Source organism: Nordella sp. HKS 07 (genome assembly GCF_011046735.1).
Classification (GTDB): Bacteria; Pseudomonadota; Alphaproteobacteria; order Rhizobiales; family Aestuariivirgaceae; genus Taklimakanibacter.
Window position 1 is genome coordinate 2890215 of sequence record NZ_CP049258.1, and the last position, 21988, is coordinate 2912202.

Consider the following 21988-nt stretch of genomic DNA (forward strand, 5'->3'; position numbering starts at 1 on the left):
TCACGTCAAATCGCCCTGTCTTGATAAACGTGATCGAAATCCTAGATTTGACGTGCGATCCGACGGAGAACCGGTGGCAAAACGCGCGCCGATCCTTGGTGTTGCATATGTCGAGAGTTCCCGGCACATTCGCGGCCCCTGTAATCACATAAGTATGTAGGTATGTTCCGGTGGAGCATTTGAATTCATGATCGGACTTGTTCTGGTCACCCATGGACGGCTGGCGGAGGAATTCCGGTCTGCGTTGGAGCATGTGGTCGGCCCCCAGGAACATCTGGTCACCGTATCGATCGGTCCCGATGACGAACTCGAGAAGCGGCGCGCCGATATCATGGCCGCCATCCAGACGGCGGATACGGGAAAGGGCGTCATCGTGCTGACCGACATGTTCGGCGGCACACCCTGCAACCTCGCCATCTCGCTGCTCGAGAATGGCCGCGTCGAGGTGCTGGCCGGTGTGAATCTGCCGATGCTGGTGAAGCTTGCCCGCATTCGCGACGATTCCAGCCTCGAGACCGCCGTGGTCAAGGCGCAGGAGGCTGGACGCAAATATATCAATATCGCCAGCCAGATTCTGAGCGGTTAGATGGTCGAGCCCCACACCCGAAATTTCATGATCGTCAACAGCCGCGGCCTTCATGCGCGGGCGTCGGCCAAATTTGTGAAATGCGCCGAGCAGTTCGACGCCGATATCCAGGTCAGCCGCGACAGCCAGACCGTTCCCGGCACCTCGATCATGGGGCTGATGATGCTGGCCGCCACCCCGGGTTCCTCCATCCAGGTCACCGCCGCGGGGCCCCAGGCGCTGGCCGCTCTGGAGGCGCTCGGCACCCTGATCGCCGAAAAATTCGGCGAGGAATGATATAAAGATTTCTTTATGTCCTTGTGGACATGCCGGGTCGCCCCTGCTATAGGGGCGCCATTCCAATAACGATGCAGGGTTTGAACATGGCGAGCTCCAAGGACTTTCACGTTGCCGATCTCGGCCTGGCCGACTGGGGCCGCAAAGAGATCGAGATGGCCGAGGTCGAGATGCCGGGCCTGATGGCGACCCGCGAGGAGCTGGGGCCCAAGCAGCCGCTGAAGGGCGCGCGCATTTCGGGCTCGCTCCACATGACCATTCAGACCGCCGTGCTCATCGAGACGCTCGTGGCGCTCGGCGCCGAGGTCCGCTGGGCCTCCTGCAACATCTACTCGACCCAGGATCATGCCGCCGCCGCGATCGCCAAGCGCGGCATCCCCGTCTTCGCCTTCAAGGGCGAGAGCCTCAAGGAATACTGGGAATACACCGGTCGCATCTTCGACTGGCCGGGCGAGCCCGCCAATATGATCCTCGACGATGGCGGCGACGCCACGCTGTTCATTCTCCTGGGCTCCAAGGCGGAGACGGATCCCTCCCTCATCGCCAACCCGAAGAACGAGGAAGAGGAGTGCCTCTTCGCCGAGATCAAGAAGCGCCTCGCCTCGAGCCCCGGCTGGTTCTCCAAGATCAAGGCCTCGATCAAGGGCGTCTCGGAAGAAACGACCACCGGCGTTCATCGTCTTTATGATCTCCAGAAGAAGGGGGAGCTTCCCTTCCCGGCGATCAACGTCAATGACAGCGTCACCAAGTCGAAGTTCGACAACAAATATGGCTGCCGCGAATCGCTCGTCGACGCGATCCGCCGCGGCACCGACGTGATGATGGCCGGCAAGGTCGCCGTCGTCTGCGGTTATGGCGATGTCGGCAAGGGCTCGGCCCAGTCGCTGAAGGGCTCCGGCGCCCGCGTCGTCGTCACCGAGATCGACCCGATCTGCGCGCTGCAGGCCGCGATGGACGGCTTTGCCGTGTCGACCATCGAGGACGCACTGCCGACCGCCGACATCTTCGTGACCGCGACCGGCAACAAGGACGTCATCACCGTCGATCACATGCGCCAGATGAAGGACATGGCGATCGTCTGCAACATCGGCCATTTCGACAACGAGATTCAGGTCGCCGATCTCAAGAACTACCAGTGGACCAACATCAAGCCGCAGGTCGACATGATCCATTTCCCCAAAGGGAACCGGATCATCCTCCTGTCGCAGGGCCGCCTGGTCAATCTCGGCAATGCCACCGGTCATCCGAGCTTCGTGATGTCGGCGTCCTTCACCAACCAGACGCTGGCCCAGGTCGAGCTCTTCGCCAATGCCGGCAATGGCAAATATAAGAACGAGGTCTATGTCCTGCCCAAGGCGCTGGACGAGAAGGTCGCCCGTCTCCACCTCGCCAAGCTTGGGGTCAAGCTGACCGAGCTCAAGGAAGAGCAGGCGGCCTATATCGGCGTCACCAAGCAGGGACCCTACAAGCCCGACTACTACCGCTATTAAGTTCGCGGTGCCGGGATTCCGGTGCCGCATGTTTGCTTGTATATCTGCCTGTCAGCGGGCGGCCGGTGATTCGGCCCGCCCGCTGAGATGTTAGTGGGCATGCGTCACAGAGCGGGTTGGCGGACGGGCCCGACCCTACCCAAGAGGATAATCGGAAGAAACGATGCGGATAGATGCTGCCTCCACATCCGGGTTTGCCTGCAATTGGGCAACGGGGTTTGTGGTCCTGGCTTTGTCTGCCGCGCCGGCTCATGCCGAAGAGATCCTGGGCAGCCAGCTCGTCACGAGCTTTGCCGATGATCCGCTGACCTTCACCGCTATCTTCGCCGCGGTGGCGGTGTTCTTCTGGGCGTTCTTCGTCATCCGCAAGCTCGTCCGCGAGGAGCAGGCGGCGGAGCGGCGCGCCCGCGAGCTCGAAAGCGAGCTCAATGAGAGCCAGGCGATACTCACGGCCGAGCCCACCATCCTCGTGATCTGGCATGGCCGCGACGGAGCGCCCAACAAGATCGCAGGCGACATGAAGGGCGTTGTGAAGGTGCCCACCGACGCCGATGCCCTTCTCGATTTTCGCTCCTGGCTCGATTCCGAATCGGCCGACGCGCTCATCGCGGCAGTGACCGTGATGCGCGACCAGGGCACGCCCTTCAATATCGGCATCCAGACCCTGGACGGCGAGTTGCTCGAGGCCGACGGCCGCACCGCCGGCGGCTCCACCACTTTGCGTCTGCGCCCGCTCTCCGGCGAGCGTCGCCAGCTTAGCGAATTCGCCTATGATGCGCGCCGTCTCGGCAAGCAGGTCGAGCGTCTGAGCGCCGTGCTCGATGCCGCGCCCTTTCCGATCTGGCTCAAGGACACCTCCGGCGAGACGATCTGGGTGAACGAGTCCTATATCAAGGCGGTCGAGGCGCCGGATGTCGACACCGTCATCGCCAACCGCATCGAGATCGTCGATGATGCGAAGATCGAGCCGCCGCGCGAGGGCGCGCGCGCCGCCAGTCTCAGGGGCCGCAGCCATTCGGTCATCGCCGGTACCAAATGCGCGCTCGACGTGCACGAGATCAAGCTCGCCGACGGCTCCGCCCGCTTCGCCATCGACGTCACCGCCATCGAGACGGCGCGCAAGGAATTGAAGCGCCATATCCAGGGCCACGCCAACACGCTCGACAAGCTCGACACGGCGATCGCCATCTTCGGTCCTGATCAGCGCCTCAGATTCCACAATTCGGCCTATGCCGAGCTTTGGTCCCTCGACCCCGACTGGCTGGCGCATGGGCCGACCGACGGCGAAATCCTCGACCGCCTGCGCGAATTGCGCCGCCTGCCAGAACAAGCCAACTACCGCGACTGGAAGGCCAAGCAATTGCAGGCCTATACGACGCTCGAGACACGCGAGAGCTGGTGGTATCTGCCGGATGGCCGTTCCTTGCGCGTCATCTGCGAGCAGCACCCCTTCGGCGGCACCACCTATCTCTATGAGAATGCGACCAAGGAGATCCAGCTCGAAAGCCGCTATAACGAGTTGATCGACGTGCAGCGCGAGACGCTCGACAATTTGCACGAAGGCGTCGCTCTCTTCGGCACCGATGGCCGTCTCAAGCTGCATAATCCGGCCTTCGCCCGTTTCTGGTCGCTCGATCCCGCTTTCCTCGACCGCCAGCCCCATATCGACCCGGTGATCGACCAGTGCCGCAAGCTCTTGGCCGACGACATCGTCTGGGACGAGCTCAAATACGGCATGACCAGCCTCGATACCGGCCGCAAGCCGCAAAAGGGCAGGTTGAACCGGCCCGACGGACTGGCGCTCGAATATGCTTTCGTGCCTTTGCCGGACGGCAACACGCTGCTCACTTATGTCGACGTGACGGATTCGTCGCGCATCGAGAATGCGCTGCGCGAGCGCGCCGAGGCCCTCGAGGCTGCCGACCGGCTGAAGACCGGCTTCATGTCGAACGTCTCCTATGAATTGCGCACGCCGCTCACCAATATCCTGGGCTTCGCCGAAAGCCTGTCACTCGGCATCGCCGGCGAGCTCAAGCCCAAGCAGCAGGAATATCTGCGCGACATCCAGGATTCATCCCAGGACCTGCTCGTCATCATCGACGCCATTCTCGACCTGACGACCATCGACGCCGGGGCCATGGAGTTGAAGCTTTCCGAAATCGACGTCGTCGCCACCATGCAGGAATCGGGGGAAGCCCTCGGCCAGTGGATGACCAAGCGCGATCTGACCCTCAATATCGAGGTCGCCGACGATGCCCAGCATTTCATCGGCGATCCCAAGCGCGTGGCGCAGATCCTGCATAATCTCCTGACCAATGCCATCGGCTTCTCCTCGCAGGGCGGCATCATCCGCATGGGGGCGGCGCATGACGGCGACGACATCCTGCTGTGGGTCGCCGACACCGGCCGCGGCATCGAACCCGAGTTCCAGAAGCGTGCCTTCGACCGCTTCCAGTCGAAACCCATGCCGGGCGGCCATCGCGGCCCTGGTCTCGGCCTCGCCATCGTCAAGAGCTTCGTGGAGCTGCATGGCGGAAGAGTCTCCTTGCGTTCCCAGGTCAACAAGGGCACGACCGTCATCTGCCGCTTCCCGATGCGTGGCCCCCACGCCCAGGACCGCGGTTCCCTTCAGGAGCACAGGCGCGTCGTCGCCGCCTAAAAGAGACCCACGATACGGACAGCATGACCTCCCTGCACAGATCCCTGAAAAACGCCGAAGCGACCGCCGCCCTGGGCACCGAACTGGCCCTGATGGCCAAGGCCGGCAGCGTCATCTGCCTTCATGGCGACCTGGGGGCCGGCAAGACGACGCTGGCGCGCAGCTTCATCCAGGCGCTGGCCGGGGAGGAGATCGAGGTTCCCTCACCGACCTTCACATTGGTGCAGACCTATGATGCGACCCGAATCCCGGTCGCGCATGTCGACCTCTATCGATTGGCATCGGCGGGGGAGCTCGACGAGCTCGGCCTCGATGAGCTGCTCAAGTCCCATCAGCTCATTGTCGAATGGCCGGAGCGTCTGGAGGGCAGCCTGCCGGCTGATCGCCTTGATGTCCGCCTGACCTCCAAGGGCAAGGCGCGCGAGGCCGAGCTTCAGGGGCATGGCGCCTGGGCGCTCGCTTTGCGGCGCCTCGCCGCCATTGCCGATTTCCTCAAGGACACCGACTGGGCCCGCGCCACTCGCCTGTTCCTCGAAGGCGATGCCTCGTTCCGGCGCTATGAACGCCTGATGCTCGACGGAAAGACCGCCGTTCTCATGGACATGGCGGAGCGCCCCGACGGTCCCGTCGTCAAGAACGGCAAGCCCTACAGCGCCATCGCCCATCTCGCCGAGAACATCAATGCGGTGCTCGCGGTGAACAGTTTCCTGGTCGAGCGCGGCTACAGCGCGCCCCGCATCCTGGCGGCGCGCGCCAAGGAAGGGCTCGCCGTCATCGAGGACATGGGCTCCGATGTCTATGGCCGGATGATGCTGCGCGGCGACGACATGACGGCGCCCCTCGACGAGGCGATGCGTCTCCTGGTCGACATGGCACGCCGGGAATGGCCGGCCAAGGCGCCGATCCCGAACGACGACTGGCATCATGTGTCGGGCTACGACCGCGAGGCGATGACCATCGAGGTCGAGCTGATTCTCGATTGGTTCTGGCCCTTCGCCAAGGCCTCGACGCCATCCGACAAGGATCGCCGCGAATTCCTCGATATTTGGCACGAGCTCTTCGCGCTGAGCGACACGGCGCAGCCGGTCTGGATCATGCGCGACTATCATTCTCCCAATCTCATGTGGCTGCCGGAGCGTTCCGGCATAAAACGCGTCGGTCTGATCGACACGCAGGACTGCGTGCTCGGCCATCCAGCTTTCGATCTGGCCTCGCTGCTCCAGGATGCCCGCGTCGATATCGACTTCACGCTCGCCGATGAGCTGCTCGATCGCTATTGCGCGCTGCGCAAGGATGATCCGGGTTTCGACGAAGCCGGCTTCCGGTCGGCCTATGCCTTTTTCGGCGCCCAGCGCTCCTCGAAGATCCTCGGCATTTTCGCCCGCCTCTTCAAGCGCGACGGCAAGCGCGGCTATCTGCGCCACATCCCGCGGGTGTCGCGCTATCTCGAACGCAATCTCGGCCATCCAAGGTTGGCGCGCCTGCGCCAATGGTACGACCGTCATCTGCCGCCGTCGCTCAGGGAATCGCTGCCGCAATGACCGGTCTCGGACAGCGGGCGATGATCATGGCGGCGGGCTTGGGCCAGCGCATGCGCCCCTTGACCAATGGCAAGCCCAAGCCGTTGGTGGAAGTGGCGGGCACGCCCCTCATCGACTACGGCCTGTCGCGCCTGACGGAGGCGGGCTGCGATTTCGCGGTCGTCAATGTCCATTATCTCGCCGATCAGATCGAGGCCTGGGCCAAGGCCAAGTCGTCGCCGCGCATCGTCGTGTCGGATGAGCGCCGGGAGCTTCTCGACACGGGCGGCGGCATCGTCAAGGCCCTGCCGCTCCTGGGTGAAGCGCCCTTCTTCGTGGTGAACAGCGACTCGATCTGGATCGACCAGGAAAAGCCGGCACTCGCGCGCCTCAAGGAAGGCTGGGACGAAACCCGCATGGATTGCCTGCTTCTGCTCTGCCATCCGGCGCGCACCATCGGCTATGACGGCCACGGCGATTTCAACCTGGAGGGTGATGGCCGCATCACGGGCAGGTCGGCAAAGGGCGCGGCGGGACTTGCCTATATCGGCGCCTATCTTGTGCATCCGCGCCTCTTCGCCGATATAAGCGTGTCGAAATTCTCCGTGAACCTTCTGTGGGACAAGGCTATTGCGCAAGGACGCCTCTTCGGGATCGAGCATCAGGGCCTGTGGCTGCATGTCGGCACGCCTGAGGCCATCCCTCTGGCCGAATGCGCGCTGCGCGCATGATGAGGGCGCGGCGTGAGCCTTCGCCTTTTCAACATTCCACCCGACGTTGCGTTTCTGCCCGCTTTGACGCGCGCGATCCTCGCCGGGAATTTCCCGGCCGACCTGCCGCCGCCATCGCTTGACGAGCTGCCGCGCTGGACCATTCTTCTGCCGACGCGGCGCGCCGTGCGCATCCTGCAGCGCAGCTTTCTCACCGTGGCGGGGCGCGAGGCGATGCTCCTGCCGCGCATCCGTCCGATCGGAGATGTGGAAGAAGACCTGCTGGTGCCCGATGACTCATCACCCGCCGATGATCTCTTGGCGCCCGCCATCTCGGCGCTGGAGCGGGAGGCGCTGCTCATCCGTCTCATCGACGAGTGGGTCGTGGCTTATCCCGACGAGCGCCTGTCGCGCGAGATCGCCGGCTCCCCTTCACAGGCCATCGCTCTGGCCGAAAGCCTCAGCGAGCTCGTCGACACTTTCGAGACGGAAGAGGCCGATCTCGCGAAGCTGTCCGATCTCTTCGCCGCCGATCTCGCAGAGCACCGCACGGCGATATTGGGTTTTCTGGCGATCGTCCGCGAGAGGCTGCCCCACGAGCTCGAAACGCTCGGCCTCCTCGGCCCCATGGAAAGGCGCAGCCGTCTCTTGCGGCTCGAAGCGAAGCGGCTGGCCGAGTTGCGCCCCGAAAGCCCGATCATCGTGGCGGGCTCCACCGGCTCCATTCCGGCGGCGTCGGAGCTTATGAAGACGATCGCCGCGCTGCCCAACGGCGCGGTGGTCCTGCCGGGCCTCGATCAGACGATGAGCGAGGAAGCCTGGCAGCATGTCTCTCCGCAGCATCCACAATTCGGCCTGAAGCGCCTTCTCGACTCATGGAACCAGGGACGCAGCGACGTGCGGCCCTTGCCCGGTATCGACGATAGTCCGCGTAACCCGGCGCGCAGCTGGCTCGCTTCCGAGATCATGCGGCCGACGGCGGCGGCCGGCAGCTGGCGCGAGGCTCTTTTCGCCGGGCGCGACGAGATCGTCCGCGGCATGGCGGGCGTCAGCCTGATCGAGCGTGCCGATCACCATCAGGAGGCGCAGACCATCGCCCTCATCATGCGCGAGGTTCTGGAGGAGCCGGGCAAGACCGCCGCACTGGTGACGCCCGACCGCGATCTGGCGCGCCGCGTCGTCAGCGCGCTGAAGCGCTGGGGCGTCGAGATCGACGATTCGGCCGGTGTGGCCTTGAACAGGCGGCCAATGGGCTCGCTGCTGTCCGCCCTCATCGATTACCGGCTCTCCGATTTCGCCATCCACGAATTCGCCAAACTGCTGCATCATCCGCTGGCCATATTCGGGCAGCCGCCCGAGGCGGCGCGCAAGGCGGCCGGCATCATCGACCTGGCGCTGTTGCGCTCAGGGCTGGATCGATTGGCGCCCGATGCCATCGTCGACGCTCTGGTGAAAGCGCGGCGCGAGGCCGAGACGGACATCCACACCCTTATGGCGCTGAAGCGCCTGAGCGAGCCGGACTGGGCGCTGGCGCAAGATCAGGCGCGCGCCGCCAGCGCCGCGCTGGCAAGCCTGATGCCAGGCGGCGAGGCCTCGCTCGCCCAGCATGCCGGCGTCTTCACCGCCGCACTGGAGCATGTCGCCGACAGGACTGCCGATGCCCCGGCGGCGGAAGCGATCGATCTGCTCGTCCAGTCGCTGGCAGCCGCGGAGCGCTTCCTGCCGGAGTGCGGGCCGGAACGCGCAGCACTCTTCCTGGCCGGGTGGCTGCGCCGCCTGCCGGTGCGGCTCTCCGTCCATCATCCGCGCCTTTCGATATTGGGACTGCTCGAAGCGCGCCTGATCAATCCCGACGTCGTCATCATGGGCGGCCTCACCGAGGCGAGCTGGCCGGCCCAGCCCGATCCCGGCCCGTGGATCAACCGGCCGATGCGCGAGAGCCTGGGCATGACGCCGCCCGAGCGCAGCATCGGCCTCACCGCGCATGACTTCGCGCAAGGTCTCGGCGCGCCCAAGGTGGTGCTCACCTGGTCGAAGCGCGTCAAGGAGCAGCCCGCCGTCGCCTCGCGCTGGATCCTGCGCCTCAGGATGATCCTCGAGGCGACCGGCACGGCTTTCGACGACGGCGCCGCCTGGCGTCAGTGGGCGAGGACGTTCGACGACGCGCGCGGTGATCGACGTGTCGTGATGCCGAGGCCAAGGCCGCCGGTCGCCGCCAGACCGCGCTCCTTGAGCATTACCCAGGTCGAGAAGCTGATGCGCGATCCCTATCGCATCTATGCGGAGAAGGTGCTGCGCCTCGAGCCCTTGCCGCCGATCGGCGCCGCCGCCGATCTGGGGCTCAGAGGCAATCTCATCCATGACACGCTCAATCTGTTCTCCAGCGCCTATCCGGTGACCTTGCCCGTGGACGCGGAAAGCGAGCTGAAGCGGCTCGGGTCGGAGGTTTTCGCGCCCCATATGGCCGACGCCGATGTGGCGGGCTTCTGGTGGCCGCGCTTCCTGCGTATCGTGCCCTGGTTCGTCGCCGAGGAGCGGAATCTGCGCCAGGGCCTCCTGCGCATTCATGCCGAGGTCGCGGCCGCCCACGAGTTCGACGGCTTCACGCTGACCGGCCGCGCCGACCGCATCGACATCATGGCGTCCGGCAAGGCCAGGCTCATCGACTATAAGACCGGACGCATTCCCACCGGCTCCCAGGTCAAGACCGGGCTTGCCCCGCAATTGACCCTCGAGGCCGCACTTCTCGCGGCAGGCAGCTTCAAGGGCGTCGAGCCCGCCGAGACTGAGGCGCTCCTCTATATCAAGCTCTCCGGCGGGGCGCCGCCGGGTCTGCTGCAGCCCATCGCCGATCTCGAGATCATGGAGAAGGCGCAGGAGCATCTGGAGAAATTCAAGGCGCTGATCCGCGCCTATGACGATGTCACCAAGGGCTATCTGCCGCGCGCAGCGATGGAGAAGGAGCAGGATACATCGCCCTTCGACCATCTCTCGCGATGGCGCGAATGGTCGCTCGCCGAGGACGCGTCATGAAGCTCTCGGTGGCGAGTTACGATCAGCGCCGTGCTTCCGATCCGCAACGCTCGGTCTGGGTGGCGGCCAATGCCGGCTCGGGCAAGACGCATGTTCTGGTCGACCGCGTCATTCGGCTGATGTTGTCGGGCACGCCGCCCGACAAGATCCTGTGTATTACCTTCACCAAGGCGGCCGCCGCCGAAATGGCGAGCCGCCTGCATGGCCGTCTCGGTAAATGGGTTGTGCTGGAGGACGCCGATCTCGTCCAGCATATCCGCGCCATGGGGCATGCCGACGTGACCGCCGAGACGCTCAGGCGCGCCCGCGAGCTCTTCACATTGGCGCTCGAAACGCCGGGCGGCCTCAAGATCCAGACCATTCACGCCTTCTGCGAAAGGCTGCTGCAGCTTTTCCCGGTGGAGGCCGGCGTGGTGCCGGGCTTCGAGGTGATGGATGAGAGGAGTGCGGCCGAGCTGCTCGATCAGGCGCGCCGGCGCATCATCGCCGAGGCCGAGACGGCGGACGACCCGGCGCTGAAGCGCATCGTGGCACGCGCCCAGGCGGAAGCATTCGACGAGCTGCTGCGCACCATCCTGATCAAGCGCTCCGATCTGTCCCTCGATCTCGACTATCTGCGCCGCGAACTGGGCTTGGGAGTTGAGGATACGGCGGCGAGCCTCGAGGCAGAGCTGATGGAAGTCGATGCGCCGCTCTATGAGCGGATGATCGAGACCCTGGAGTGCTCCGCCGCGGCGACCGACCGGAAATCGGCGCTGGCGCTCAGGCGCGTCAAGGCGGGCGACCGCGAGACTCTCAGGGACCTGTTCCTCAAGAAGGACCTCAAGCCCAAAGCACTGTCCTCGGTCGTCGGCAAGAAGATGCAGACGGCCGAGCCGTGGCTCGCCGAGGCGCTCGAGTGCGAGATGGATCGCGTCGTCACGCTGCTCGGCAAGCTCGCGACCGACGAGATGATGCTCGCGACCGAGGCGCTCGTCACGCTGGCGGCCGGCATCATCAACGACTATGAGCGGCTGAAGCGTCTTTACGGCCGCTATGACTTCGAGGATCTCATCCTGCGCACCAGACGGCTCCTGGTCGAACAGGTTTCCGCCGCCTGGGTTCTGTTCAAGCTCGACGGCGGGATCGACCACATACTGGTCGATGAGGCCCAGGATACCAGCCCGGCGCAATGGCAGATCGTCAAGGCGCTGGCGCAGGAATTCTTCTCGGGCGCGGGCGCGCGTGGCGAAGCCGTCCGCACGCTCTTCGTCGTCGGCGACCGCAAACAGTCGATCTTCAGCTTCCAGGGCGCCGATCCCGCCGCCTTCGAGGAGACGCGGACCTATTTCGAATCCCGTCTCAGCGGGGCCGATGGCCTCGATACGGTGTCGCTCAGCATTTCCTACCGCTCGACCCGGACGGTTCTGGAAGCGGTCGATGCGGTCTTCGCGGGCGGCGTCGCGCGTCAGGGACTCATCAGCGAAGGCGACAGCGATGTCCTGCACCAGGCGGTTCGCAAGGGTCATGCCGGGCTCATCGAGCTGTGGCCGGTCACGCGCAAGGACGACAAGCCCGACTACGATCCCTGGCTCGTGCCGGTCGACCGTATCGACCGCAATCATCCGGCCCGCAAGCTCGCGCAGCGCATCGCCGAGACCATCGCCCAATGGCTGCGCGAGAAGCGCATCATCACGGCGCTCGGCCGGCCGGTCACGCCGGGCGATATCCTGATCCTGGTCAGGAGCCGGAACGACTTCTTCTCCAGCATGCTGCGCGAGCTCAATCGCTGCCGCGTGCCGGTGGCGGGCGCCGATCGCGTCACGCTGAACGACCATATCGCCATCCAGGATCTCCTGGCGCTCGGCCAGTTCATCGTGCTGCCGGAAGACGATCACGCGCTCGCCTGCCTCTTGAAGAGCCCGCTGATCTCGCATCCGGATGGCCGCGCTTTCGATGACGACGATCTCTTCGCTCTTGCTTTTGGCCGCGGCCGGCGCAGCCTCTGGCAGTGTCTCGCCGAGAACGCGGCGCTGCACACAATCGTCGCGAGACTCCGCCGCTGGATCGACTGGGGCGGCAAGGAGACCCCGTTCGGCTTCTATGCCCGGGTGCTGGGCGAGGACATGCCGAGTGTCAGGCAGAACATCCTGTCGAGGCTCGGGCCCGAGGCCGTCGATCTCATCGACGCCTTTCTCAATCTGGCGCTCGATTACGAGCAGCGCGAGACGCCGAGCCTGCAGGGCTTTCTGCACTGGTTCACCTCCGCCGACACCGAGATCCGCCGCGACATGGACCAGAGCGGCGATGTGGTGCGCATCATGACCGTGCATGGCGCCAAGGGGCTCGAGGCCAATATCGTCTTCCTGCCCGATACCTGCGCGCCACCCGACGACCGCAATGAGGTGCAGCCGCTGATGTTGCCGGCGCCCGAGGGCAAGCTCATCCCCTTCTGGCGCTTCGGCGGCGGCGTCGAGGCGCCGCAGGTGACGGCCAAGCGCGAACTGCTGCGCGTCCAGCGTCTCGACGAATATCGCCGTCAGCTCTATGTGGCGCTGACCCGGGCGCGCGATGAACTCTATATCTGCGGCTATACGAGCGATGACGAGCCCAAGGCCGGCAGCTGGTATGCGCTGGTCGAGGCGAGCCTCGCGGGCGAGCGCGATGGCGACGGTCTCCTGCGCATCGCGGATGTCCAGGCGGTGCCGCCCGCAGCAGCAGTGAAAAGCGCGCCCGAGCCTGAGGCCGCGACGGAGAGTCCGGCCTGGCTCACGGAGAAGCCGCCGCGCGAGCTCGCCGGCCATGACTGGATCAACCCGTCGCGTCTGGTCCGCAAGGGGCCGGTGGCGCCGTCGGCCGCCATGGAGCAGGGGCGGGCCCTGCACCGCCTGTTCCAGCTTCTCCCCGACCTGCCGCCCGAGCGGCGGAAGGACGCCGCCCTCGAGATTCTCGACCGTCGCGGCATCACCGGAGCGGCGGCGCAGAGCCTGGCGGACAAGGTGGCCGCCATCATCGAGGATCCGGCATATGCCCGCTATTTCGTCGGCAATGGCTTTGCCGAGATCCCTTTGATGGCGGAACTCGGGACGCAGGGCCTCCTGGCCGGCCAGGTCGATCGGCTTGTCGTTGGGGAAGAAGAAGTTCTGATTCTCGACTACAAGAGCGACCGTGTCCCGCCGGCTGAGCTTTCGGCCGTGCCCGAAGCCTATATCGCCCAGCTCGCGGCCTATCGGGCCGCACTCACCCGGATGTTCCCGGAAAGGCGGGTCACGGCGGCCTTGTTGTGGACCGAGGCTCCCCGGCTGATGGTCATCCCGTCGGAGATGCTCGACCGGGTCATGCCTGCCATGTAGTGGATCGCGACGAGTTTGGATTGCATCAGTCCAAACTCATAAACCTGATCGATTTCAATATTTAGGGCGGAATACCCGCAAAGGACCGGGACCCGCTTTTCCGCATCCCGCGCTCGCCGCCCTTGACCCTTGGGGTCCCGGTCCCTACCTTTTGATCAACCGATTCCTATTTTCCCCACGAGGTTTCCATGGCTACCCACAAGGTCTCCGACTCTTCCTTTGACGCCGATGTCCTGAAAGCGGACGGCCCGGTGGTCGTCGATTTCTGGGCCGAATGGTGCGGGCCGTGCAAGATGATCGCCCCGGCGCTCGAGGAGATCGCCAAGGAGCTCGGGCCGAAGGTCAAGGTCGTCAAGATCAATATCGACGAGAACCCGAAGACGCCGTCGCAATATGGCGTACGCGGCATCCCGACCCTCATGCTGTTCAAGGGCGGCAAGGTCGCCTCCACCAAGGTCGGTGCGGCGCCCAAGGGCCAGCTCCAGTCCTGGATCGAGCAATCGATCGTCTGAGCCCACGAACATTTCAAGACTCAGGTAGGCACGGCCCGGTTTTCCGGGCCGTGTTTTTTTGCAGGGAATTTACAGGGAATTTCGGCGGATTTCGCGAAAGCCCCAAGAACACCGGAATTCCAGTTGGGGCGATCCAGGCGCGTGATGTGCAAATGGAATGGATATGGACTCCCTCTTCGAACTGATCGCGACCTAGCCATGGCGCCCGCGCGGCCGCGATTGCAACAAAAAATTCTCGAGCACGTTGTCGAAATCGCGAGGCGTCCTTCGTCGTGTGGGTGAAGCCCGGCATTGAGCCGCGCATAGACGAGGAGAGATACCGATGTTCCGAACAACGCTGATCGCCTGGATCCTGCTGTTCCTGGCAGGCCCGGCGCTCGCCCAGCCCGAAGCCAAAGGCGACCGGGTCGAGGTCAACGGCATGCAGATGTATTACGAGGTCTCAGGCGAGGGCGAGCCGCTGGTCGTGCTGCACGGCGCCTATATGAATATCGAGACGATGGGGGCGATCATCCCCAAGCTAGCCGAGACTCACAAGGTCTATGCGCTGGAATTCCAGGGCCATGGCCGCACCACCGATATCGACCGGCCGATCACCTATCCCAATCTGGCCGACGATGTCGCCGTCTTCATGGACAAGGTGGGGCTCAAGAAGGCCGATGTCTTGGGCTACTCCATGGGCACTGCCGCCGGTCTCCAGCTCGCCATCCGTCATCCCGATAAGGTGAACAAGCTCGTCGCGGCCTCCGCCGCCTATGATGCCGCGGGCTGGCAGCCGGAATTCACCGCCTTCAAACCGCAGATGACGGTCGAGATGTTCGTCAACATGCCGTTCGCTCAAGACTATAAGAAGCTCGCCGCCAATCCCGACGGGTTCCCGGCTCTGGTCAAGAAGCTGATCGCGCTCGAGCATGAGCCGATGGCCTGGGGCGCTGAGGTCAAGGCGCTGAAGACGCCGGTGCTGATCATCGCCGGCGATGCCGATGTGGCGACGCTCGAACATGCGGTCGCAATGTTCCGCCTGCTCGGCGGCGGCGGTATGGGCGACATGGGCAAGCCCTTGCCTGCCTCGCGCCTCGCCATCCTGCCGGCGACCTCGCATACCGCCGTCATCGGCCAGACGGAGTTGCTCATGGGCATCATCGAACCGTTCCTGAAAGGCGAGACGCCGAAGGGGATGTTCCAGTAGTACTGCAAGGCTTGCGCCGCTTCGATTACGTCGGAGCGGCGTTTCCCTACTGCCAGAGGATAAATTGTGGCTATTGAACGATCCCCTCTCCCCCGCGGATGAGCGTCAGGGCGAGGGGGGACCAGCGGCACAATCCTGATGCAATGCCAGAGCGATTGCTGTCACAAGCACGCCCCGGCTCCCCACCAAGATTAGTTTTTACATTCTATCAGGAACGTAAAAGCTCTTGCCTTCTCTGCAATTGCAGGAACATCCAATTTGGTCTGACCCGCTTGGGTTTCAAAGGAGATCCCGTTACTCTCGAGAAAATTGACCGCCACGCTTCCTTTGATCGCGAAATTAATGTTCTGGGGAATATCGCTGGTCACTTTTGCCGCTTTTATGGCGTTCAACTTGGAGAAAACGACGGCAACCACTTCTCCCTTATTGTTCAATACCGGGCCGCCGCTATTCCCCGGCTGCACAGGCGCAGAAATTTGGTAATGCCGGCTGTCATTTTCTAAGCCTGCAAGCGCTGCAATATTTCCGGCTACAATGTTTCCGCTTGACGCCAAAGCACCGGCCAGAGGGAATCCGTACACGGCGATCTCCTCGCCCGCTTTTGGCGCGGCGCCATTGTTGAACTTGGCAACGCTACCAGAGAGCGGCGATTTCGTTTTTATCAGGGCCAGATCATTTGTGGGATCTGATGCAACCAATTCGGCATCTACCGGAACATCGCCCGGTCTTGAGACCGTTAACCGTCCGCAATTGCCGGCTACATGTTCATTTGTAAGTACGTGATTGTCAGAAGTAATCCTGAAGCCAGTTCCACTCCAACTCTTGGGTTTCTCCTGAGAGTCAGACGTGTCACCGGCAGGCTCGATATGGGTCGGCTGCCACGGCTGGGCGACTTGCGTCACGGGATATGTCGGCGAGTTGTTGTCGCGCTCCCATGCCCGTCCCTCGGTGCCGCACACGCCCTGCGAAACCAGAACCGAGCGGCCGTTGATGTTCTTCCACACCACGGCATCGCTATAGCGCCAGCCATTGGTGATCGGCCCGAGCTTGGTGGCAACTAGCTGATAATCGGGGTTGCTGTCCGGGACGATCCAGAACTTGGTGTTGTCCCAGTTGGCGCCCCAGCCCGGCAGGTTGGGATACTGATGGTTGATGCGATTGCCCTGCGGTGTGATCACACTGTACTCGTGGATCGAATTGTCAGTACCCTTGACGAAGCCGTAGGTCATCTTGCCGCCCTTGGTGTCGGTCATCACGCAGGTGAGCGCGCTGTCGGCATGGGCGGGTTGCTCACTGAGCAACATCGAAACTCCGGCGATGGCAAAGACGCTGACCATCGCGCGGTTTAAGGCGCGAGCGTTGGCCATGGCGGTGGCCCTTTCGTGGTTGGTGGTGGGTTAAGCATTCCCCCATGCTCAGCAGGTTAGCGGCTGCGCATGGGGGATTGCTCTAGAGGCCGTCGTGGCTTCCTAAGCCTCGTTCCTGTTCCGCCGTAGACCGGGCGCGCTCGCGTGGTTGTTCATTGTTCCTCGTCCTGCAAGGGGTAAGCACCGACAAGAAACGGGCCGGTGTGCCGTTACCACCGGCCCGCTCTTTACGGCCTGGGTACAACCTTCCAGACAACGTCAATGACCCGCGATGTTGCGTTGCCGCGACCCAACGCGAGTAGCAATCGACGCTTACAATCAAATAAGCGCTCCTTATCAGAAACGCTTACGGCTATCCGCCAATTTCCTGCGATTTGCTGCCAGCGCCGTCTTCATGGGCTTCTGCCCGACGACCACGTCGTCCCCATGACCATGACGATGCGGCCGTGATGCCTGGCGACGAGCGGCTGCAGGATGGCCCGGCTTCGCTCCTTCAAGGTCGCCCGCGTGCCCGCCTCATCCTGTTTAATGAGCGAGCTATGTCCAAGGGCCAGGATCGCGGCGAGGCGGCGTTACATTTCAATCTCCTGCTGCCGGTAATGCCCGGTCGTCGTCAGGGCTCAGCCACAATGATTGCCATGCGCCACAATGGCGCTTGCCGCTGCTGGACTGAAGAGGAGCCCGATATTGGCGCCAAACTGATTTGTCGGGAGCAGGGTATGCGGTCGTTCACCACGTACAACGCCGAGCTGATGCTCACCAACGAAATCTGCGCCCCGCAGTCCGGCTTCGTACAGGAACTGGCGGTCCATACCGTCGGCGGCGTCATCGCTCCCGGCGCGGGCCGCCGAAATATTCACCGCCCGCTGCCACGGGATACTCGCGAGGGCTACGGGGGAGACACGCACCCAGGCGCCTAGCCGGCGGCCTAGCGCCGGCCGGCGCCCTGCACATGCGACATCGCATCGCCGTAGTGGCCGGCGAGATAGAGCGAGCCCACAATCAGGATCCTTGATGCCAGGGGTGATGCCCTCCAGGCTGTCGACGATGCGAGAAAGGCCGCTCTCACATCAGCAAAGCCTAAAAGTGGGCCGTCAGTCCGGCGATAGGGCCTTGCTGCACCACGTCGAAGCGAAAGCCGTCGTTGCTGTAATCCACGCCGAGCGCGCGGTAGCCGAGCGTCGCCGAGAAAGTGTCGTTGATGCGGTATCCAACGCCAGCTGCTACATCCCAATCGAGATCCGCTCCGCCGGCGCCGACAAGCCCCCAGCCCATAAGGTGGAATTGCGGCGTGAGCGCATAGTTGCCGCGCACGCCGACCAGGGCGTCCACCCAGGTTGCGCCATCACCGCGCGTTTTGTCGTGGAGGATTCCCCCGCTGAAGGAAATCTCGGAATTAACTGACCAAACCCGCAGGCCGGCGACGACGTCCAATCGGCCCGACGCGCCTTCGAGGACAGAATAGCCGGCGCCCGCCAGTGCGGCGAAAGTCGAGGACTGCACATCCACGCTTTCCGCGACGATGCCATAAGGCGTTGCGCTGCCGCTGGAAAGTTTGGTGTAGATCAGGTCCCCGACCAGGCTGAAGCGCCCGTTGCGTGCCTCACCGATCGCCATTGCAGCAAAATCCAGGTTATCCAGAATGTCGCTGAAGCTCGCATCGACATCAACGGTCGGCGAATTGAACTGCGCAATCTCGCCGGAAAGCATCGCAGCCCAGAAATATGGCGTGACGGAATACGTCCAGCCGTTCTGTTCAGTGGTCTGTGCTTCGGGCGCCAGGAACGAAACCGTGTCGGCAGCGCGCGCAGGTGAACTCAATGCCACAATGGCCAGCAGTGCGGCCCCAGCGGTCATATTCTTCATTGAAATCATCATGGCGCTCTTTCTGCGGCACGCGAGCAGCTCTTGGCGTCGCCGGCCCCGACAAAAACCCGATTTCTCATATGACCTGCCCGTTAGAGCGTCGGACGCTCACATAGAATCGCTCCGGCGCTCTAACTCTTTGATTTACGCATCGGATTATCCGAAAACCGCTTCGCACTTTTCGGTCCGATGCTGTAGCCGCACATTCAGTCGACATAGACGACGACGTAACGACCATCATAGGGCTGGTAGTAGGCGCCACCGCAGCTCCACACCACGACGCCATTGAAGCTGGTGCTGATGCAGCCGGCGGGCAGAGCGGCGACATATATGGTGGAACGACGGATCGCGCGGCGCGTGGTGCGGCGGGCAACGCCGGCTACGCTGACCACGGTCAGGGGCCGCCCAATGACCGCCTGCGCCTCGGACACGAAGGGGCCGAGCGGCAGCGGGACGACACGGTCAACAGCGAGCACGGCGAGTGTGGCGATCGCGGCCAGAGCGAATTTGCGGTACAGCTTGCGCATCTTTATTTCCCCGTATCGAGTGACAGTTCGCCAGTGATGTCGGCATTCACCTGGTCGAGCTTCTTCATGCCCGCAGGCGGCGAGAAGGAGAACTGGGCGACATCGATCCCATTGGTCTTCCAGTTACTCAGCCGCAGTGAGTATTCTGGCGCGCCGGTCACCCATTTGGTCGTGATGACGTATTTGAGCGGCAACGGCTTGTCGCCCTTGCTGATCCAGATTTGCCAATCGACGACATTGGTCCTGAACGCGAGGTGATGGGATTCGACCCCGCCGACAAGGGCCGATCCAACCACGGCCCCTTTGGTCACGCCGTCGGTGAGGACCGAATAGGGATCGCTTGCCAGCAGGTCGGCACCGGGGGCATCGAGGCCGGTAGAGGTGCGAAACTCCTCGGTTGCTTCTTCGATGCTGGGCCCGGGGCTTGCGATCTGCGCGTAGACGTTCTTTGCCTTGCCAACAAGCGATACCGTCTTGCCGTCGAATATCACTTCCACGTCGGCAAAAGGCCCTTTGCGAGTCAGCCGGAAACCCTTGCTGCGGTCGAGCGCGATGGAACCCGATGCGCTGTATTGGATCTTCTGGCCCTCATGGGTGATGATCTCTTGATCGGCGTCGTAGTCGGCGCTGAGCGTCGGAAGCGCCTTCAGATTTTCGGTCATGGCGGCGAGAATCTTGTGCGCCTCCGGGTCGATCGCAACCTGCGCCGAGGCCGACCACGGCGCCAGCGCCACGCCGGCAGCCATGCTCAACGACAATACGCGCATGCGCGACGTCGACACTGTACGCAGCCGTCCAAATATCCACCTGTTCAAAGTGAAACTCCTCGATAACTGAAACGTTGGGAGATACCGCTTACTTGCGGCACAGAAATACAGGGTGCGCGGAATGAGATTGTCCCAATGGAACAATCCGCAAAAAAATCCTGCTACGTGCGCTTAGAGCGCTTCCCGCGAAAGTTGCTCGACTTTCGCGAGGAGGAAGCGCTCCAGATTATGTAATCGAGCCTTTTTATCCCGTTTTGATCGAATCGAATAATTCGATCAAAACGGGAAAGGCTCGAGTGGACACGGCATTGGGCAAAGGAGACGCGGCGTAGTTGGATGTTTAGCGCGCATCACGGCGAAGTTGAGTTACTTCGCCGATAGGGATCCGCGCCAAATCAGTAGGTTGCGGGATTCGCCCTGGCCCGCCTGGTCGATCTCCGTGATCAGGAGAAGGGGCCATATCCTGGCAAGCGGCAGGCGGGCGTCGGCCGACATAGTTCGGCGCTCCGCGGGCAGGCTCCCTGGCCAGCAGGAGGACGCTCGCGAAGGCGGAGATGGCGAGCGCGGCCACGATGGCGAAAGCCAGGGCAGGATCGGTGGGGGCGACTTGCCAGGCGAGCGCAGCGCCAAGGATGGCGCCTAAGCCAATAGCCGCCCCGAGGATGCCCATTCCGCCGGCCCGCTGCGCCGGCGTTGTGATGTCAGCCATGTACGCCTGCGCGGCAGGTAAGATGCCGCCGCAGGCAATGGACTGCGCAGCCCTGATCAGTATGAACAGGCCGAGCGTCAAGACAGCACTCATGGTTCCCGCCAAGCGGAGGTCTACAATCGCGCCGAACCCGGCAGCCGCAATGGCGGCTCCGGCGAGCGCCGTCAGCAGGACTGGTCTGCGCCCTATCCGTTCGCTGAGATATCCCCAGACTGGTGCCGACGCCATGAGAAGCAGCGCGGAGATGCTGAGGATTATGCCAGTCTGGATATCTGTGAAGCCAAGGCGGCGACCTAGAGGTGGCAGCACGACGAGAAGGAATGTTTGTCCGGTGGTATTGATGGTCAGGCTCAGAGACAGTGCGAACTGTGCTTTCGTCGTGCGCGATCGGGCTTCCATATTCTCCCCATGACGTGCCGCCTCAGTGCTTGAACTGGGCCACGCATTTTTTAGTCCGAATCGTCTTCCAGCGCTGAAATTGTGGCCCGCTGTGGCGTCACATCACTTCGCCGTCAAGCACCGAACCAAGGCTGGCCCGCAACTCTTCCGCTGCGTACGCTCAATCATCCTCTGCCGCGAAGCGCCGCAGCTCTTCGGCATGGAGGACAATGATGGAGCGATAGCTGGTCTTCACCCATCCGTTCTCCACAAACCGCTTCAATGCAGCATTGACTTGCCTGCGTGAGACGCAGGCCATGGTGCCGATCTCGGTCTGCGTCAATGGGATAGGCTGTTCTGCGGTCCATGTAATGCGTTGCAGGACGGAAGCTATCCGGCGATCAGGATCGGGCTTCTGCAGGTCGTGGATGACCCTGATGAGGACCTCGACGGCGTTCATGAGAATGTGGCTGAAGTTACGAATGACCGTCGGATCGGCGCTGGCCATCTGGTCCATCTGGTCCAACGGAAGATGTATCAGACAGGCCTCCGAAACCGCGCGCAGTTCGACCCGCCGCGGTTGGCGAGTCAGAAAGCAGTTTTCTCCGGTCCAGCCGCCAGGCTTGCCCATGTGAATCAATCGCGGGGCACTGTCCGGCGGAGCGATATTTACCGTCACTATGCCGTCCACGAGACCATGGATGCCGCCCAGATCGTCGCCGAAGCGATAGATCACCTCTCCGGGTGAGTAATACAGCAGGATGGACCGTCGCAGGACCTCGTTCTGGAAGTCCTCAGGTTGATGAGACAGCCATCCGTTCTGCCGCAGGACGGCCTCGGCTGCATCTCTTTTGATCAATGTTGTGCTCATAGGCGACTGTAGCCCAAATTATCTTACGAATTGTTCCATCGGGACAATCTTATTTTGTGAGTCGGGTATTTCTCTGCTGCAACCACAGCTGCAACCGCCGCTACGGCCGCCACTGTTTCTGCCACTGGCAATGGTGTTTCGGAGAGGAATTGCTGTAGCCCGGAAGGTCCGCGCTCGGAAAAGCCCAAGGCCGGGA

General features: G+C 63.0%; 17 protein-coding genes. 11 read left to right on the forward strand and 6 right to left on the reverse strand.

What is annotated here, in order from left to right:
* Positions 1–187: 187 nt before the first annotated feature.
* The 10 genes from G5V57_RS13650 to G5V57_RS13695 all read left to right on the forward strand — a co-directional run bounded on the left by G5V57_RS13650 (position 188) and on the right by G5V57_RS13695 (position 15307).
* Complete coding sequence (locus G5V57_RS13650; protein ID WP_165168030.1) at positions 188–586, forward strand: PTS sugar transporter subunit IIA; 399 nt, start codon at positions 188–190, stop codon at positions 584–586.
* On the forward strand, positions 587–862 hold the full coding sequence (locus tag G5V57_RS13655; protein ID WP_165168031.1) for an HPr family phosphocarrier protein: 276 nt from the start codon (positions 587–589) through the stop codon (positions 860–862).
* Positions 863–948: 86 nt separating this feature from the next.
* A complete protein-coding gene (ahcY, locus tag G5V57_RS13660; protein WP_165168032.1) occupies positions 949–2352 on the forward strand; it encodes an adenosylhomocysteinase in 1404 nt (467 codons plus the stop codon).
* 163 nt (positions 2353–2515) lie between these two features.
* Positions 2516–5011 (forward strand): PAS domain-containing sensor histidine kinase, encoded by a 2496-nt coding sequence (locus G5V57_RS13665; RefSeq protein ID WP_165168033.1) that lies wholly within the window; start codon positions 2516–2518, stop codon positions 5009–5011.
* A gap of 23 nt (positions 5012–5034) precedes the next feature.
* On the forward strand, positions 5035–6552 hold the full coding sequence (tsaE, locus tag G5V57_RS13670; protein WP_165168034.1) for a tRNA (adenosine(37)-N6)-threonylcarbamoyltransferase complex ATPase subunit type 1 TsaE: 1518 nt from the start codon (positions 5035–5037) through the stop codon (positions 6550–6552).
* Entirely contained in the window at positions 6549–7262 is a 714-nt protein-coding gene (locus G5V57_RS13675) for a nucleotidyltransferase family protein (protein WP_165168035.1), read from the forward strand. The genes tsaE and G5V57_RS13675 overlap by 4 nt, the downstream gene beginning before the upstream one ends.
* Before the next feature lie 12 nt (positions 7263–7274).
* Positions 7275–10274 (forward strand): double-strand break repair protein AddB, encoded by a 3000-nt coding sequence (gene addB, locus G5V57_RS13680; RefSeq protein WP_165168036.1) that lies wholly within the window; start codon positions 7275–7277, stop codon positions 10272–10274.
* Positions 10271–13606 (forward strand): double-strand break repair helicase AddA, encoded by a 3336-nt coding sequence (gene addA, locus G5V57_RS13685; protein ID WP_165168037.1) that lies wholly within the window; start codon positions 10271–10273, stop codon positions 13604–13606. Before addB ends, addA begins: the two co-directional genes overlap by 4 nt.
* Positions 13607–13794: 188 nt before the next feature.
* Complete coding sequence (gene trxA / locus G5V57_RS13690) at positions 13795–14118, forward strand: thioredoxin TrxA (protein ID WP_165168038.1); 324 nt, start codon at positions 13795–13797, stop codon at positions 14116–14118.
* 322 nt (positions 14119–14440) lie between these two features.
* Positions 14441–15307: an alpha/beta fold hydrolase gene (locus tag G5V57_RS13695; protein WP_165168039.1), complete on the forward strand. Its 867-nt coding sequence runs from the start codon at positions 14441–14443 to the stop codon at positions 15305–15307.
* 191 nt (positions 15308–15498) lie between these two features.
* On the opposite strand, the gene G5V57_RS13700 is transcribed toward G5V57_RS13695, so the two are convergent.
* Positions 15499–16674 (reverse strand): serine protease, encoded by a 1176-nt coding sequence (locus G5V57_RS13700; RefSeq protein ID WP_165168040.1) that lies wholly within the window; start codon positions 16672–16674, stop codon positions 15499–15501.
* Positions 16675–17213: 539 nt separating this feature from the next.
* On the opposite strand from G5V57_RS13700, the gene G5V57_RS13705 reads away from it, so the two are divergent.
* Complete coding sequence (locus G5V57_RS13705; RefSeq protein WP_165165503.1) at positions 17214–17594, forward strand: hypothetical protein; 381 nt, start codon at positions 17214–17216, stop codon at positions 17592–17594.
* Between the two features lie 160 nt (positions 17595–17754).
* Here G5V57_RS13705 and G5V57_RS13710 read toward each other — a convergent pair whose 3' ends face one another.
* The 5 genes from G5V57_RS13710 to G5V57_RS13730 all read right to left on the reverse strand — a co-directional run bounded on the left by G5V57_RS13710 (position 17755) and on the right by G5V57_RS13730 (position 21780).
* The gene (locus G5V57_RS13710; protein WP_371744782.1) at positions 17755–18540 is read right to left on the reverse strand and encodes a hypothetical protein; all 786 of its coding nucleotides are present in this window, start codon (positions 18538–18540) and stop codon (positions 17755–17757) included.
* 206 nt (positions 18541–18746) lie between these two features.
* Entirely contained in the window at positions 18747–19073 is a 327-nt protein-coding gene (locus tag G5V57_RS13715) for a hypothetical protein (RefSeq protein ID WP_371744820.1), read from the reverse strand.
* A complete protein-coding gene (locus G5V57_RS13720; protein WP_246737621.1) occupies positions 19070–19801 on the reverse strand; it encodes a DUF2092 domain-containing protein in 732 nt (243 codons plus the stop codon). Before G5V57_RS13720 ends, G5V57_RS13715 begins: the two co-directional genes overlap by 4 nt.
* Positions 19802–20174: 373 nt before the next feature.
* Positions 20175–20942 carry an MFS transporter gene (locus tag G5V57_RS13725; RefSeq protein WP_165168042.1) on the reverse strand — a complete coding sequence of 256 codons (768 nt, stop codon included), beginning with the start codon at positions 20940–20942 and terminating at the stop codon, positions 20175–20177.
* A gap of 160 nt (positions 20943–21102) precedes the next feature.
* Positions 21103–21780 carry a Crp/Fnr family transcriptional regulator gene (locus G5V57_RS13730; RefSeq protein ID WP_246737622.1) on the reverse strand — a complete coding sequence of 226 codons (678 nt, stop codon included), beginning with the start codon at positions 21778–21780 and terminating at the stop codon, positions 21103–21105.
* Between the last annotated feature and the right edge of the window lie 208 nt (positions 21781–21988).

What these genes read in the sequence shown, in the direction of transcription:
- G5V57_RS13710 (WP_371744782.1), bottom strand. Translation starts at nt 18,540, where the DNA reads ATGAAGAATATGACCGCTGGGGCCGCACTGCTGGCCATTGTGGCATTG.
- addA (WP_165168037.1), top strand. Translation starts at nt 10,271, where the DNA reads ATGAAGCTCTCGGTGGCGAGTTACGATCAGCGCCGTGCTTCCGATCCG.
- G5V57_RS13695 (WP_165168039.1), top strand. Translation starts at nt 14,441, where the DNA reads ATGTTCCGAACAACGCTGATCGCCTGGATCCTGCTGTTCCTGGCAGGC.
- G5V57_RS13650 (WP_165168030.1), top strand. Translation starts at nt 188, where the DNA reads ATGATCGGACTTGTTCTGGTCACCCATGGACGGCTGGCGGAGGAATTC.
- G5V57_RS13675 (WP_165168035.1), top strand. Translation starts at nt 6,549, where the DNA reads ATGACCGGTCTCGGACAGCGGGCGATGATCATGGCGGCGGGCTTGGGC.
- tsaE (WP_165168034.1), top strand. Translation starts at nt 5,035, where the DNA reads ATGACCTCCCTGCACAGATCCCTGAAAAACGCCGAAGCGACCGCCGCC.
- G5V57_RS13705 (WP_165165503.1), top strand. Translation starts at nt 17,214, where the DNA reads ATGTCCAAGGGCCAGGATCGCGGCGAGGCGGCGTTACATTTCAATCTC.
- G5V57_RS13725 (WP_165168042.1), bottom strand. Translation starts at nt 20,942, where the DNA reads ATGGAAGCCCGATCGCGCACGACGAAAGCACAGTTCGCACTGTCTCTG.
- trxA (WP_165168038.1), top strand. Translation starts at nt 13,795, where the DNA reads ATGGCTACCCACAAGGTCTCCGACTCTTCCTTTGACGCCGATGTCCTG.
- G5V57_RS13665 (WP_165168033.1), top strand. Translation starts at nt 2,516, where the DNA reads ATGCGGATAGATGCTGCCTCCACATCCGGGTTTGCCTGCAATTGGGCA.
- G5V57_RS13700 (WP_165168040.1), bottom strand. Translation starts at nt 16,674, where the DNA reads ATGGCCAACGCTCGCGCCTTAAACCGCGCGATGGTCAGCGTCTTTGCC.
- ahcY (WP_165168032.1), top strand. Translation starts at nt 949, where the DNA reads ATGGCGAGCTCCAAGGACTTTCACGTTGCCGATCTCGGCCTGGCCGAC.
- G5V57_RS13655 (WP_165168031.1), top strand. Translation starts at nt 587, where the DNA reads ATGGTCGAGCCCCACACCCGAAATTTCATGATCGTCAACAGCCGCGGC.